Source organism: Pseudomonas nicosulfuronedens, assembly GCF_005877905.1.
GTDB lineage: Bacteria > Pseudomonadota > Gammaproteobacteria > Pseudomonadales > Pseudomonadaceae > Pseudomonas > Pseudomonas nicosulfuronedens.
In genome coordinates this window covers 39233-53943 of the sequence record NZ_SWDV01000013.1, presented here as the reverse complement: position 1 = coordinate 53943, position 14711 = coordinate 39233, and the positions used below count along the sequence as shown (strand labels likewise).

At 65.2% G+C, this 14711-nt stretch carries 15 protein-coding genes; 10 read left to right on the top strand and 5 right to left on the bottom strand.

Translation table 11 applies throughout. From position 1 onward, the window contains the following. The first annotated feature begins 137 nt into the window (after window positions 1–137). Entirely contained in the window at window positions 138–998 is an 861-nt protein-coding gene (locus FAS41_RS13120; RefSeq protein WP_138522855.1) for a LysR substrate-binding domain-containing protein, read from the top strand. A 162-nt stretch (window positions 999–1160) separates the two neighbouring features. Here the strand turns inward: FAS41_RS13120 and FAS41_RS13115 are convergent, their stop codons facing one another. After that, window positions 1161–2039, bottom strand: a complete 879-nt coding sequence (locus FAS41_RS13115; RefSeq protein WP_138522853.1) for a LysR substrate-binding domain-containing protein — start codon at window positions 2037–2039, stop codon at window positions 1161–1163. A 335-nt stretch (window positions 2040–2374) separates the two neighbouring features. Between FAS41_RS13115 and FAS41_RS13110 the strand changes: the two genes are divergently transcribed. The 7 genes from FAS41_RS13110 (at window position 2375) to FAS41_RS13080 (ending at window position 9865) form a co-directional block, all read left to right on the top strand. Then, window positions 2375–3733: an MFS transporter gene (locus FAS41_RS13110; protein WP_138522851.1), complete on the top strand. Its 1359-nt coding sequence runs from the start codon at window positions 2375–2377 to the stop codon at window positions 3731–3733. A gap of 170 nt (window positions 3734–3903) precedes the next feature. After that, complete coding sequence (locus tag FAS41_RS13105; RefSeq protein WP_138522849.1) at window positions 3904–4425, top strand: RNA polymerase sigma factor; 522 nt, start codon at window positions 3904–3906, stop codon at window positions 4423–4425. Window positions 4426–4532: 107 nt separating this feature from the next. Continuing rightward, window positions 4533–5456 (top strand): FecR family protein, encoded by a 924-nt coding sequence (locus FAS41_RS13100; protein WP_138523141.1) that lies wholly within the window; start codon window positions 4533–4535, stop codon window positions 5454–5456. 121 nt (window positions 5457–5577) lie between these two features. Next, window positions 5578–8181, top strand: coding sequence for a TonB-dependent receptor (locus tag FAS41_RS13095; RefSeq protein ID WP_138522847.1), 2604 nt, complete (start codon window positions 5578–5580; stop codon window positions 8179–8181). 227 nt (window positions 8182–8408) lie between these two features. Then, the gene (locus tag FAS41_RS13090; protein WP_138522845.1) at window positions 8409–9008 is read left to right on the top strand and encodes a biliverdin-producing heme oxygenase; all 600 of its coding nucleotides are present in this window, start codon (window positions 8409–8411) and stop codon (window positions 9006–9008) included. Window positions 9009–9072: 64 nt separating this feature from the next. Then, complete coding sequence (locus tag FAS41_RS13085) at window positions 9073–9438, top strand: YbaN family protein (protein ID WP_280055861.1); 366 nt, start codon at window positions 9073–9075, stop codon at window positions 9436–9438. 58 nt (window positions 9439–9496) lie between these two features. After that, window positions 9497–9865 carry a YajD family HNH nuclease gene (locus FAS41_RS13080; protein WP_138522841.1) on the top strand — a complete coding sequence of 123 codons (369 nt, stop codon included), beginning with the start codon at window positions 9497–9499 and terminating at the stop codon, window positions 9863–9865. Window positions 9866–9970: 105 nt separating this feature from the next. On the opposite strand, the gene FAS41_RS13075 is transcribed toward FAS41_RS13080, so the two are convergent. From FAS41_RS13075 to FAS41_RS13065, 3 genes are all read right to left on the bottom strand, one after another. Continuing rightward, entirely contained in the window at window positions 9971–10969 is a 999-nt protein-coding gene (locus FAS41_RS13075) for an LLM class flavin-dependent oxidoreductase (RefSeq protein WP_138522839.1), read from the bottom strand. 342 nt (window positions 10970–11311) lie between these two features. After that, on the bottom strand, window positions 11312–11725 hold the full coding sequence (locus FAS41_RS13070; protein ID WP_138522837.1) for an arsenate reductase ArsC: 414 nt from the start codon (window positions 11723–11725) through the stop codon (window positions 11312–11314). A 79-nt stretch (window positions 11726–11804) separates the two neighbouring features. Next, window positions 11805–12296 carry a DUF1543 domain-containing protein gene (locus FAS41_RS13065; RefSeq protein ID WP_138522835.1) on the bottom strand — a complete coding sequence of 164 codons (492 nt, stop codon included), beginning with the start codon at window positions 12294–12296 and terminating at the stop codon, window positions 11805–11807. 165 nt (window positions 12297–12461) lie between these two features. Here FAS41_RS13065 and FAS41_RS13060 point away from each other — a divergent pair, with 165 nt between their 5' ends. Continuing rightward, window positions 12462–13142, top strand: a complete 681-nt coding sequence (locus FAS41_RS13060) for a TetR/AcrR family transcriptional regulator (protein ID WP_138522833.1) — start codon at window positions 12462–12464, stop codon at window positions 13140–13142. Window positions 13143–13218: 76 nt separating this feature from the next. Continuing rightward, complete coding sequence (locus FAS41_RS13055) at window positions 13219–13515, top strand: hypothetical protein (protein WP_138522831.1); 297 nt, start codon at window positions 13219–13221, stop codon at window positions 13513–13515. Window position 13516: 1 nt separating this feature from the next. Here the strand turns inward: FAS41_RS13055 and FAS41_RS13050 are convergent, their stop codons facing one another. Beyond that, window positions 13517–14590 (bottom strand): DUF1615 domain-containing protein, encoded by a 1074-nt coding sequence (locus tag FAS41_RS13050; protein ID WP_246084872.1) that lies wholly within the window; start codon window positions 14588–14590, stop codon window positions 13517–13519. Window positions 14591–14711 lie beyond the last annotated feature (121 nt).

The window sequence follows — 14711 nt, the reverse complement described above, 5'->3', positions numbered from 1 at the left end:
CTTTCTTGGGAACGTCGTCAGGGCTGAATTCGGTTGGGCCGGGCGGGTTCGCCGTGGCCTGGGCATAACTTGCCGGCCGGGCAGATATCGTTCAAATTGTTTATCACGATGCACTGCATAAGCCGGACATATACCTCATGAACCTCTTCCAGCTCCGCGCCTTCGACGCCGTCGCCCGCGAACGCAGCTTCACCCGCGCCGCCGATCGCCTGTTCATCAGCCAGCCGGCGGTGACCGGGCATGTGAAGGCGCTGGAGGAGCACTACCAGGTCAACCTGTTCCGCCGCACTGCGCGTGGTGTAGAGCTGACAGAAGATGGCGTACGCCTTTCAGCCATCAGTCGCACGCTGTTCGCCCTGGAAGAGGAAGCAGAGGCCATGCTCGACGCCAGCCGCGAGCTGGTGACCGGGCGTATCGAAGTGGCCGCCGACGGCCCACACCTGGTGATGCCGATGCTAGCCCGGTTGCGTGCACGCTACCCCGGCATCACCGTCAACCTGCGCCTGGGCAACGCGCAGGAAACCCTCGCCGCGCTGATGGACGAACACGTCGATATCGCCGTGCTGACCGAGGTGGAGCCGCGCGCCGGGCTGTTCCTGCGCGAGCTGGTGGAGTCACGCATCTGCGCCCTGGTGCCAGCCAGCCATGCCTGGAGCGGGCACGCTGGCGAGCTGCCGCTGGGCGAGCTGGACCAGCAGATCATGGTGCTGCGCGAGCCCGATTCGATTACCCGCCGGACCTTCGATGCAGCCTGCTCGACGGCCTCGGTGGAGCCCCGCGTGCTGCTGGAACTGGACAGTCGCGAGGCGGTCACCGAAGCGGTGGCGGCGGAGCTGGGAATCGGCATCGTGTCATCACTGGAGGTCAGCCCGGACCCGCGGGTAAAGGCGATTCCGCTGAGCGGCGATGGGCTGCTCAACCGCCACGCCATCGGCTGCCTGGAACGGCGCCGGGGGTTGCGGGTGGTGAGTGCGTTCCTGGAGTTGGCGGAGGGCTGATAGTCATCGCCTGTGAATCGACTTTAGGATCGCCGCGCGCCGATATCCCCTGTAGGGCGCATAACGCCTAGGGCGTTATCCGCCGTCCTGGCGGATAACCCGTTCCGGGTTATTCGCCCTACAGGTGCCGACGGAACCTTCGGATGAATGCGAACAGCCGCCCTACTCCGTCGGTAAATCTTCCTTCACCAGATCGAGAAAGGTCGCCACGATCCGCCGCGTGCTCTGCTCACGCAGGCACACCAATGTCTCGCTCATGCGCCAGTGGCAGTCGAGGATCGGCAGCGCATGCACGCGCGCATCCGCGCCCAGTTCAGCAGCCGAAACCACACCCACACCAATCCCCACTGCCACCGCTTCCAGCGATGCCTCGCGACCTTCCACTTCGATGGCTGGACGGATGCGCAGGCCGGCGCGGGCCATTTCCGCTTCGAGCATCTGCCGGGTCACCGAGCCCTGCTCGCGCAACACCAGCGGCGTGTCGTCGAGATCAGCCAGCTCGATGGATGCGCGCCCGGCCCACGGGTGACTGCGGCCGACGAAGGCAACGATGGGATCGCTGCGCAAGGTGAAGGTCAGCAGGCGCTCGTCCTGCACCTCGCGCCCCAGCAACGCCAGGTCCGCCTGGTAGTCGAACAGGCGCTGCAGGGATTCGTCGGTGTTGCCCGTCTCCAGCTTCACGCGGATGCCCGGATGGCGCTGGCAGAAGCGCGCGATCTGCGGCAACACGTGCACCGGTGCATCCACCGCGAGGGTCAGGCTGCCGGTCTGCAGCGCGCTGGATTCCTGCAGCAGCTCTTGCGCCTCAGCCTCGATCACGAAAAGCCGCTGGGTCACCGCCAGCAAGCGTTCGCCCAGTTCGGTCAGGCGCACCGAACGCTTGTTGCGGTGGAACAACAACACGCCGTAGCGCTCCTCCAGCTTGCGCACCTGGTCGGACACCGCCGGCTGGGTGAGGAACAGGCGCTCGGCGGCGCGGGTGAAACTGCCGTGTACCGCGACGGCATGGAAGGCCTTGAGCTGGGCGTGGGAAACGGACATGGGCGCGCCTCTGCGGGAAGGTTCTGACCCGTCATCCGCCATCGGACAGAACACGACTGAAAGGTCATTCGCGCAGAACACTAGCGTCATGGCGCTCTGTCATACAAGCCCAGCTTATTTTTGAAATCTGATAAATCGATTTCAGTTATTTATTCGAAATTGTTTCCATCGCTCCACCGCCGCTTCTCAACACCTGCGAGGAACGGCGGCACAGAACAGCTGCAGCGATTCTGACCCGCACCGCAAAGACGGCGCGACGTGCTTCCAGAACAACAACAAGAAACAGGCGTTACTCACTGACTGCCGGCACAGCACAACAACAACGAGGTCAGACCATGCTCAACCCTCACGGCACCGCTTCGCCGCGCGCCTCCCTGGCGCGCTGGAAATGGCAGATCTTCGCCATCACCTGGCTGGCCTACGCGGCCTTCTACTTCACCCGCAAAGCCTTCTCGGTGGCCAAGCTCGGCATCGCCGAAGACCCGACCTTCCATCTCGACAAGATCGCGATGGCCAACCTCGACGCCATCTACCTCACGGCCTACGCCGTGGGCCAGTTCACCTGGGGCGTCTTCGCCGACCGCTACGGCCCGCGCGTGGTGGTGTTCGGCGGCCTGCTGATCTCCGCCGCTGCCGCCCTGGTGATGGGCAGCTTCGCCACCCTGCCGATCTTCGCCACCTGCATGGTGGTCCAGGGCCTGGCGCAATCCACCGGCTGGTCGGGGCTGTGCAAGAACATCGGCAGCTTCTTCGCCACCCATGAGCGCGGCCGGGTGCTCGGGCTGTGGAGCACCTGTTACGCCTTCGGCGGGCTGGTCGCCTCGCCCTTCGCCGGCTGGTGGGCCTATGAAGTATTCGGCACCTGGCATGCAGCGTTCTACTCCACCGCCGCTGTGGTCGGCGCCGTCGCCATCCTGTTCCTGCTGCTGCAACGCAACCGCCCGCAGGACGTCGGCCTGCCGCCGGTGGAAGCCGATGTGCAGCAGCCCGAGGCGGTGAACTACGCCGGCTTCAAGCACGAGGGCGAGAACGGCAAGTCCCTGCGCATCCTCGGCAAGGTGTTGCGCAATCGCACCGTGCTGACCCTGGGCCTTGCCTACTTCCTGCTCAAGCCGGCGCGCTACGCGATCCTGCTTTGGGGCCCGGTGATCGTCTATGAACGCATGCCGGGGCTGGGCAAGGTCGGCGCGGCAATCCTGCCGTCGGCCTTCGAAGTCGCCGGGTTGCTCGGTCCGATCCTGATCGGCTACGCCTCGGACCGCATCTTCGGCGCGCGGCGCATGCCGGCCTGCGTGATCAGCCTGCTCGGCCTGACGGTGTGCCTGGCGCTGTTCGTCCCGGCCATGCAGACCGGCAGCAGCCTGTTGGTACTGGCCCTGCTGTTCATGATGGGCCTGACCCTGTACGGACCGGACTCCATGATCAGCGGCGCCGCTGCCGTGGACTTCGGCACCGGCGAAGCAGCCGGCACGGCAGCAGGTTTCGTCAACGGCTGCGGTTCCATCGGAGCGATCCTCGGTGGTCTGCTGCCGGGCTACTTCGACACCTACACCGTGTTCATCGGTTTCACCGTCACCGCGCTGATCGCCGCCGGCATCCTCATTCCGCATTGGAACAGCCGTCCGGAAGCGGCCAACCAGGCACACTCCGGCAACGACGAACCCCGCCTGAACGCACGCCCCGTGCGCTCCTGAGTCCCGCTTGCCCCTCACCAGCCGGCTGAGGGAATGGGCGAGGCGCCCCGCGCGCCTCGCCCTTTTTTCATTTCCCCTTACACCAGCGGAACCACGGATGGGCTTGTGCCATCAGTCGCAGCTGAATAACATTGATTATCATTTGAAAATTATTCCTGCTGGACGCCCTTGTGAGCACTTCCAACCTCGACGCGGTCTTTCTGGCCCAGCGCCTGCCTCTGCTGCGCACGCTCGTTCGGATGGTGAAGAACCCGAGCATCGCCGAAGACCTGGTGCAGGAAACCTACCTGCGCGTCGCCCGCACCCTGCTCGAACGCCGCATCGATCACCTGGAACCTTTCCTCTTCCAGACCGGCCGCAACCTTGCCCTGGACCACCTGCGCCACTTGCGCATGCAGTCGCGGACCATGCTCGAGGACGTGCCTTTCGATGTGGTGCAGGCTGTGCCGGCGCCGGGCTCCAGCGCCGAAGACCAGTTGCACGCGGAGAAACTGCTCGAACGCCTGGGTGCCACCCTCGAAGAACTCAGCGAGCGCCAGCAGCGCATCTTCATCCTCAGCCGCCTGCATGGCTGCGGCTACGCGGAGATCGCCGAGCAGCTCGATGTTTCGGCCAGCACGGTGCAGAAGGAACTGAAACTGATCATGGCGATCTGTGTCGGACTGGTCAGCCGCCTTGAGGAAACGGTATGACGGACTACCGTTCGCCGGCCGATTCGACAACAATGCGCGGCTCACCCTCTCAGCACCGCCCCGAGGATCGCCCCTTGCCCCACGCCGCCCCACCCGACGACCAGCAGATGGCCGAAGCCCTCGACTGGCTGATCCTCGAGGACGACATGGACGCCGCCACCCGCGCGCGCTTCGATGCCTGGCTCGCTGCCAGCGAAGGCAACGCACGGGCGTACCAGCGTGTACGTGATGCGTGGCAATCGCCACTGCTGCCGGTCGCTGCCGCGCGCCTGGAGCGCAAGCGGGGGCAGGCCATGGTTCAGCCACTGCGTCGCCAGCACCGCTTCTGGAAGCCGGTCGCCACGGCCGCGGCGCTGGTGCTCGCCATCGGTATCGTGGTTCAGGGCGACCTGCTGACGCGCCTGCGCGCCGACCATCTGACCGCCGTGGGCGAACGGCAGAAAGTCCAGTTGGCCGATGGATCGAACGTGCTGCTCAATACCAACACCGCGTTCTCCAGCCGGGTCGATGACCAGCAGCGCGTCGCCCGCCTCTACCGCGGCGAAGCCTTCTTCGACGTTGCCCACGACCGCAGCCGCCCGTTCGAGGTGGAAGCCGGGCCGGTGCAGGTCACCGTGCGCGGCACGGCGTTCGCCGTGCGCTACCTGGGCAACGAGGCGGAAGTCAGCGTGCAGCGCGGAGAGGTGGACCTGCGCACGCGCCTGGACGACGCCCGCGTCAGCCTTGGCGCTGGCGACAGCATCCGCGTCGGCCCGCAAGGTTTCGGCGAACGCCAGCACGGCACCGAGGCCGAATCCCAACTGGCCTGGGTGAAGGGCCGCATGGTGTTCGAGAACTGCCCGATGAGCCAGGTGTTGGCCGAGTTGCGCCGTTACTACCCCGGCTGGATCGTGAACACCAACGAGCGCCTGGACAACGTCAGCGTCACCGGCAACTGGCGCCTGGACGACCCGCTGGGCGTGGCCCGCTCGCTGGCCCAGATCACCTCCGCCGAGCTGCACGAATACCCGAAATTGCTGATCCTCAACTGATCGCCTTCCAGCACGGAAAATATTTTTACGCGATTCGAAAGGCTCGTTCGTTTAGTCAGAAGCCAATGCAATAGATTCGCATTTACGAATGCGAACAAAGACTGACTAAGAGAGCCCTTCGATGACCATTGCTTCTTCGCGTGCCCCTCTGCGCCGGCTGTCCGCGCCGGCCAGCATCTCGCTGCTCGCCCTGTCCATCGGCCTCGCCAGCCTCCCGGCCACTTCCGCCCTCGCGGCCGAAGCCAGCCAGACCCAGGCCGGCTACAGCTTCGACATCGCCCGTCAGCCGCTGCCCCAGGCACTGAACCAGTTCAGCGCGGTGACAGGCTGGCAGGTAGGCGTTGCCGGCGACCTGGCCGACGGCGTGGTATCTCCGGGTGTCAGCGGCCGCCTACCGGCGGAGCGCGCGTTGAAGACCCTGCTCGGCGGCACCGGCCTCACCGTGCGCCAGCTCGGGCCGCGCAACGTGGTGCTGGAGCGCAACCTGTCCTCGGTCTCCGAGATGCAGCCGCTCACCGTCACCGCTACCCGCCAGGCGCAGAGCGTCACCTCGGTGCCCTCCACGGTGAACGTCGTCGGCCGCGAAGAGCTGGACCGCAAGAACGTCAACACCATCAAGGAACTGGTGCGCGACATGCCCGGCGTCTCCGTCGGCGGCACCGGCAACCGTGCCGGCATCACCGGCTACAACATCCGCGGCATCGACGGCGACCGCGTGCTGACGCAGGTGGACGGCGTCGAGATTCCCAACAGTTTCTTCAATGGCCCGTACGCGCAGACCGAGCGCAACTACGTCGACCCGGAAATCGTCAAGCGCGTGGAAATTCTCCGTGGTCCGGCTTCGGCCCTGTACGGCAGCAACGCCATCGGTGGCGCGGTGAGCTACTTCACCCTCGACCCGGACGACATCATCAAGGACGGCCAGGATGTCGGCGCGCGCCTGAAGACCGGCTACAGCTCCGCGGATGACAGCTGGCTGACTTCCGCCACCGTCGCCGGCCGCCACGACGACTTCGACGGCCTGCTGCACCTGAGCCAACGCAACGGCCATGAGACCGAGTCCTACGGCAGCGACGGCGGCACCGGCCTGTCGCGCACCGAAGCCAACCCGGAAGACGTGCGCACCACCAACGTGCTGGCCAAGCTGGGTTGGAACTACGCCGATGGCAGCCGCTTCGGCCTGGTCTACGAGAAGTACAAGGACGACGTCGATACCGACCAGAAGAGCGCCTACGGCGGCCCGTACTTCAATGGCGCGCCGACCATCCCCGACTCCGTACTGCCCGGCGGCATGTACCAGTGGCGTACCGGCAACGACACCATCACCCGCGAACGCTACGGCCTGGAACACCAGATGCTGCTGGACAGCGCGGTGGCCGATCACCTGAAGTGGACCTTCAACTACCAGATCGCCAAGACCGACCAAAGCACCGACGAGTTCTACTACCCCATCACCCGGCAGATACTGCGCACCCGCGAGACCCAGTACAAGGAACGCCAGTGGGTGCTCGACCTGCAGATGGACAAGGCCTTCGCCCTGGGCGACACCGACCACCTGCTGACCTACGGCACCACCCTCAAGCGCCAGAAAGTCACCGGCTACCGTGAAGGCGGCGCCACCTGCCTGGCCGTCAGCCGCACCTGCCCCACCATTGGCGGCCCGAGCACCGTGGCCAGCGACCAACTGGCGCGCAGCAGCGACTTTCCCGATCCGACCATCGACACCTATGCCCTCTTCGCCCAGGACGAGATCCGCTGGAACGACTGGACCTTCCTGCCCGGCCTGCGCTATGACCACACCCGCCTGAAGCCGCACGTCACCGAAGAATTCCTCAACACCGTCGACCAGAGCGGCGATGGCGAAGTGAGCAGCGAAAGCAAGACCTGGCACCAGCTCTCGCCCAAGCTCGGCGTGACCTACGCGTTCAACGACAACTACCTGTGGTACGGCCAGTACGCCCAGGGCTTCCGCACCCCGACCGCCAAGGCGCTGTACGGCCGCTTCGACAACCCCACCAGCGGCTACCGCGTGGAGCCCAACCCGGACCTGGACCCGGAACGCAGCCAGAGCTACGAGACCGGCCTGCGCGGCAACTTCGAGGAAGGCTCGTTCGACGTCGCGGTCTTCTATAACAAGTACCGCGACTTCATCAACGAAGATGCCATCACCCCCGGCTACGATGAACCGACCTTCACCAGCAACAACATCAAGCACGCCATCATCAAGGGCGTGGAGCTGAAGGGCCGCCTGGAACTGGGTGCCTTCGGCGCACCACAAGGCCTCTACACCAAGGGCTCGGTGGCCTACGCCTACGGCCGCAACAAGGACACCGGCGAGCCGATCAACAGCGTCAACCCGCTCACCGGCGTGTTCGGCCTGGGCTACGACGAGCAGGCCGGCCGCTACGGCGCCCTGCTCGACTGGACCCTCGTCAAGCGCAAGAACCGCGTGGACGACAGCCAGTTCAACGCCCCGGACGGCACCAGCAGCCAGTTCAAGACCCCGGGCTTCGGCATCCTCGACCTGACCGGCTACTACAAGCTGACCGACGACCTGACCCTCAACGCCGGCCTGTACAACCTCACCGACAAGAAGTACTGGCTGTGGGATGACGTGCGCGGCTACGACGGTGTCGGCGAAGCCTCGGTTCTGGCACCGGCCAACCTCGATCGCCTGACCCAGCCGGGCCGCAACTTCGCGATCAACCTGGTGTGGGATATCTGATGCACTGACTGGCCCGGGATTACTGATGAGCCCCGTGCCAGCTCTGTTCGCGAGCAAGGACTAGGCGTCCCCCTCGGGCCTACGAAGAGCATCAAACCCTGTAGGAGCGAGCTTGCTCGCGAACTCGCTTCGCTCCGGCATCACCCATTGAACATCCGACAATCTTTACGCTTTCCCAACGCTGATTCGTCTCGTCTGTAAAGCCCTGTAATTTCAAGGAATTGGACATGACCACCCTGGAACTCCCCGCCCTGCGCTCGCAGCGCCTGAACGCGCTGACCCACGCCCCCCACGAGCGTCTCGACCACGCTGTGAAGGCCCACGAGCCCTTCTCCAGCCGCGAGCGTTTCGCCCGCTTCGTGGTCGCCCAGTACCTGTTCCAGTCCGAGTTGCAGGCCCTGTACCAGGACGCCGAGCTGGGCAAGATCTTCCCTGACCTGCCCCAACGCTGCCGCGCCGAACAGGCCCGCCTGGACCTGGCCGACCTCGACACCGAAGTGCCCGCCCCGGTTGCCGGCGCCGTCGATAAACCGAGCCTGGCCCATGCCCTGGGCTGGCTGTTCGTTTCCGAAGGCTCCAAGCTCGGCGCTGCCTTCCTGATCAAGCGCGTCGCCGCGATGGGCCTGGACGAGAACACTGGCGCGCGCCACCTGGGCGAGCCCGAAGGCGGCCGTGCCGAGGGTTGGAAACGCTTCACCCGTACCCTCGATGCCCTGGAGCTGAGCGAGGCCGAAGAGCGTGAAGCCGAAGCCGGCGCCATCGCTGCTTTCGAGCGCTTCTCCCACCTGCTGCAACACAGCTACGACAGTGCTCCCGCCGCCGTCTGACGCTCTCGAGCGCGCGCCTGCCAATGCGGCGCGCGCCAATCCCTTCGGCCCCGCGCGTTCGCGGCTGGCCCGACTGGCGTTTGCGTTGCTGGCTTATACCAGCCTCGGAGTAGGCATGGTGGGATTGGTGGTGCCGGGGTTGCCGACCACCGAGTTCGTCCTGCTCGCCGCCTGGGCCGCGTCAAAGAGTTCTCCGCGGCTGTCTGCCTGGCTGGAGAACCACCGGCTGTTCGGACCCATCCTGCACAACTGGCGCAACGGCCGCGCCGTCGCCCGCCGCGCCAAGATCAGCGCCAGCCTGGCGATGCTCGCCGCCCTGGCGATCATGCTGATCACCCTGCCCCACGGCCTCTGGCTGTACGCGGTGATCCTCGGCATGGCGGTTGGCAATCTGTGGATCTGGTCGCGCCCGGACATGCCCCGGCCGTAGCCAGCGCGCGGTAGCGGACTTATGCTGAAGGTCCGATTCCGCACCTCTGCCACGAGCCATGAACCAGCCCACCAGTAAAGTCGATGCCGTCCTCGCCGAAGCCCAGCGCCGCCGCGAAACCAGCTACCGCGAAAAAGCCCTGAAGATGTACCCCTGGATCTGCGGCCGCTGCGCTCGCGAGTTCAGCGGCGTGCGCCTGCGCGAACTGACCGTCCACCACCGTGACCACAACCACGACAACAACCCCGAGGATGGCTCCAACTGGGAACTGCTGTGCCTGTTCTGCCACGACAACGAACACCAGCGGCAGGTCGACCTGCATTACCAGAACAGCAACGATGCAGGCGCAAAAGGGCCGAAGGTCACCCACAAGGGGCTGGCCGGGCTGGCGGACCTGCTGAAGAAGAAGGACGACGAGCAGGCCTGAGGCGCTGCCCTTGCGTAGGATGGCTGGAGCCTGCGATAACCATCAGCCGTTTCCGAACGATTGCGATGGGTATCGCTTCGCTCCACACCATCCTACGAAGAACGTCTATCCACGCAGGCCGGCAACGATCTCCAGCGAGCGTAGGCGCAGCTCATGGTCGTAGATGTCGCTGGTGAAGATGATCTCGTCCACGCCGGTCTGCTCCAGCAGGATTTCCAGACGGCTGCGCACCTTTTCCGGACCGCCGATCACCGCCAGGCCGAAGAAATTGCCCACGGCATCCTGCTCATGGGGCAGCCACAGGCCAGCCATGCTCTTCACGGGCGGCTTTTGCTTGAGGCTGTCGCCACGGATCAGCGCCAGCACACGCTGGAAGGCGGTGGTCGCCAGGTATTCGGCTTCCTCGTCGGTCGGCGCGGCTACCAGCGGCACGCCAATCATGGCATAGGGCTTGTCGAGCACCGCCGAGGGCTGGAAGTTCTCGCGGTAGATGCGTAGCGCGTCGTGCAGGTAGCGCGGCGCGAAGTGCGAGGCGAAGGCGTAGGGCAGGCCCTTCTGCGCCGCCAGATGCGCACTGAACAGGCTGGAGCCCAGAAGCCAGATCGGCACGTTGGTGCCCTCCCCCGGAATCGCCAGCAGCGACTGCTGGGAACGGCGCGGGCCGAGGAGCATTTCCAGCTCGTCAACCTGCTCGGGGAAGTCTGCGCCATCGCCCAGTCGATCACGACGCAGCGCGCGCATGGTCGCCTGGTCAGCGCCGGGCGCGCGGCCCAGGCCCAGATCGATGCGGCCAGGATAAAGTGTTTCCAGGGTACCGAAGTTCTCCGCCACCACCAGCGGTGGGTGGTTGGGCAGCATCACCCCACCGGAGCCGACGCGGATGCGCTCGGTCTTGCCGGCGATGTGGCCGATCAGTACGGCGGTGGCCGAACTGGCGATGCCGTCCATGTTGTGGTGCTCCGCCAGCCAGTAGCGGGTAAAGCCCAGGCGCTCGACGTGCCGGGCAACTGCAACGGCATTGTTCAACGCCTCGGCGGCAGTGCCCTGGTCGCGCACGGGCACCAGGTCGAGCATGGAGAAGGCAATATCTGACAGGGACTTCATAGGCACTCCGATTCGGGTCACGCAGGCGCCAGCATGCAACGCCGCGGACATGACTTTGAGCGTGACTCTAGCGAGGCACTCCCCGCCTGACCACTTGTCGGGATCGATAGTGCTCATGCCGCCGAGTGATAAAGGGTTGCCTACCCATTGCCATCACCTGTTCACGAGGCGGTCACCGCTCTGTCATGCGGGGCGGCCAGAATGCCCTTGCGCTGAAGGACCAGCGCCCCATCTCTACAGGAATCCGCCGCCAATCCTCCCCAGGCAACGGCGAATCCTGTGGCCTACAAAGCAAAAAGCCCGCCTCCATGCGGGCTTTTTGCTTTGTCATCGCCGGAAACCTCAGTCGCGGTTCTTCACCATTTCGAAGAGTTTCAGGCGGTCGCTGATTTCCTGCAGGGTGTGGCGGAACGGGTCGTGCTGCTCGCTGTGGGCCGGGTCGACGAAGTTCCACACGATCACCTCGCTGGAAGTCGGCAGCTCGTCGCCCTCGTCGGTGGACTTGTCGCACAGGTCGATCAGGTAATCGAAATGCTGGCCGCGGAATTCGTCGATGGACTTGCTGCGCAGGCCTTCGACGGATATCCCGGCGTGCTCCAGTACGTTGCGCGCGCGGGGGTCGATGGCGGTCGGACGGATACCCGCGCTGAAGGCTTCGAAGTGCTCGCCATCGGTGTGCCGCAGCAGCGCCTCGGCCATCGGCGAGCGGGCGTCATTGGCGACGCAGACGAACAGGACTCGGCGTTTCTCGGTCATCTTTACCTCGGCACGGGGTCGGCAATGCGCCCCTTATACGTCAGGCTTTATGACAGGGCCGTGTCAGTACCATGAAGGCTCACAACACGATGTAGTCGCTGCGCTGCACGATGCCGCGGCTCTCGCCCTCCACCAGGTGCACGTAGCGCCCGCCGACCTGGTCGATGGCGATGCAGTCGTCGACGTCGATCACCGCGTCGGTGTGCGCCTTGTCCCAGCTGCGCGGCATGCGGCGCTTGGCGCGTACCTTCGCGTCGGCGGCGTCGCGCGCGGCCACCAGCACATATTGGTGCGCCTCGCCGAAACTGCCCAGCTCGTAGCCGCCCAGGTTGACGAAGAACAGCCGCTGCTCGCCCGGAGCCGGCATCGCCTCGCTGAACTCGACACGATAGGCCTCGACGCCATCCACCTCCAGCCAGGAGTCGATGTGCAGGCCGTCCGGGCTGCCGAACCAGGCCTCGCGCAGTTGCGCATAAGTGGACTTCAGGTTGTCGCCGATGACGAAGGCCACATCGTGGACTTCGATCCGGGCACGCGGATGGCGTCCGCCCAGCATGACTACGAACAGCATTTCAGGCCCTTCCCAGGTTTCAGACTGGCTCTGACAGATTCGTCATATGGCAGGTTCAATCTACTGGCGGATAAATGGCCATCCGCCAGTGCGTCCAGTGGGTGGGCAATCGCTATATAGAAAGTTATATTCTGATCCTTCGTTTCACTGCCCCGATGTTTTCCCATGCCCCAGACCGCGCCTACCCCGACGCGCCGCCGAAAGCGTCCTGCCCTCAGCATCCGTGACCGCAACCGCCAGCGCATCCTGCTGGCCGCTGGCGAAGAGTTCGCCGAGAAAGGCTTCACCGCCGCCAAGACCCAGGACATCGCCAGCCGCGCCGAGCTGCCCAAGTCCAACGTCTACTACTACTTCCAGAGTAAGGAGAACCTTTACCTGCGCCTGCTGGAGAACGTAGTGGATGCAGTACTGGAGGCCTCAGCCCTGCTGCGCGAGTGCGACGATCCTGCCTGGGCGCTGCCTGCGCACATCCGCGCGCGCCTGCACATCGCCCGCCAATGGCCGCACGCCTACAAGGTATTCGCCAGCGAGATGCTCCACGGGGCGCCGCATCTGCCGTCGGAATGGCTGCAGCGCCTGCGCGCGGAATCGCGCCGCAACGTCGAGTGCATCGCCGCCTGGATCGACCGCGGCCTGCTCGCCCCGGTGGACCCGCAGCACCTGCTGCTGAGTATCTGGGCCGCCACCCGCACCTACGTCGATTTCGATTGGCAGATCGCGATGATCACCGGCAAGGCGCAGCCCGCCGCCGATGACTTCGAAGCAGCGGCGATGACCATCACCCGCCTCGTCCTGCGCGGCACCGAACCGGAGCCGGCCGCACGCCTGCGCCCTCTCCCGCTGTAGCGTACGGCGGCGTCTGCACTAAGCTGTGGGAGTCCGCGCGGCCTTGCACCGCGCTCGTACCCGTCCGGGAGACGCCATGAAACCGCTACTGATCGCTTCGTTGTTGCTGATCGCCGTGCAGCCCGCTGTTGCCGCCATCCCCATGCTCAACTACGACTGCCCGAACGATGTCCAGGTCCACACCGACGAGGGCGGGCCCATCTACATCAATGGCAAGGAAGCCAAGATCAAACAGAAGAACGACAAGTACATCGAGGCCAAGGGCGAAGGCGTAACCGTCTCCATCAGCCTCAATGACGACGGCAGCGCCACCGTTTCCTATACCGGGCCCAAAGGCGCAAACGGCATCTGTCAGCCCGCCGAGGGCGACTGATTCAGTTCTTCGGCGCGCGCCCCAGGCAACGTTGGTAACGCTCGTCCACGCGCTGGGCGAACCAGGCAGTGGTGAGCTGGCGGGTGATCTTCGGGCTGTGCAGCGTGATGCCCGGCAGCATCGCCCGCGGCATCGACTTGCCCGCGGAACGTTCGGCCAGCGCGAAGACCTTGGTGTAGAGCTCCGACTTGGTGAACTCCGGTTTGTCACCCAGTTCCAGGTCACGACGGATTTCCCGCTCGCTCATGCCCAGCTTCGGCCCCAGGGTGCGCACCGCCTTCTCGGTGCTGCCGGCGTCGTAACTGCCGTAAAGGATCACGTCCCCGTCCAGTGCCAGGGTGATGCCGGTGAGATCCGCCACCACACGCTGGAACGCCGCGTTGCGGCTGGCGTACCAGCCGGCGTTGAAGTCGGCGAAGCGGTAGAGCTGGCGCGGGTAGTTCACCGGGTAGCCCAGCAGGTGGGCGATGCCGAAGTACATGCCGCCACGGCGGCTGAACACTTCGCGGCGAATACTGCCGTCCACCGGATACGGATAGCCTTCGGCATGTGCCTGGGCGAACTCGATGCTGACCTGCATCGGCCCACCGGTGTGCACCGGGTTGAAGCGGCCGAACAGCTGCTGCCCCAGCGGTACGCCGCCGATGAAGTCATCGAAGATCGCGCTAAGCTCCCGCTCGGTTTTCGCACTCGCCAGGCGTTGGCTGTAGGTGCGGCCGTTCGGCGATTTCAGTGCCAGCGCGGTATCGATGAGGAAACCCGGCACATGCACCTTGCTTGCACGCCGATCGATCTCGGCGCGGGCGATCTTGCCCAGCCCTGGCACAGACGGATCAGCCTTGAAGTTGGACTCCTGCTCGGTGATCGCCACCACCGAGCAGAGGTTCTCGGTGGTTGCCGGAATGCGCTGGGTGGTGAAGGCGACCTGGATGTCCTTCGCCCAGCCCTGGCGGTCGGACGCGCCAGCGGGAATCAGCTTGGCCAACGTGCCGCGCACCTCGTCCGGCGTCGGCTCCGGCACGCTGGGTGCACGGGTTCCGCAGCCGGCCAGCGCCAGTAGCGCAGCCGCACCCAGCAGCTGAATGAATCGTGATGATGGCCTTTTCAGGCTGAATGAATCCGCCGTCAGGGCAGCCGCAGTCATAGTCCGTTCCTTGCTTGAAGTCCGCCTACAGGACCGGTGCGCAGCGGCACAG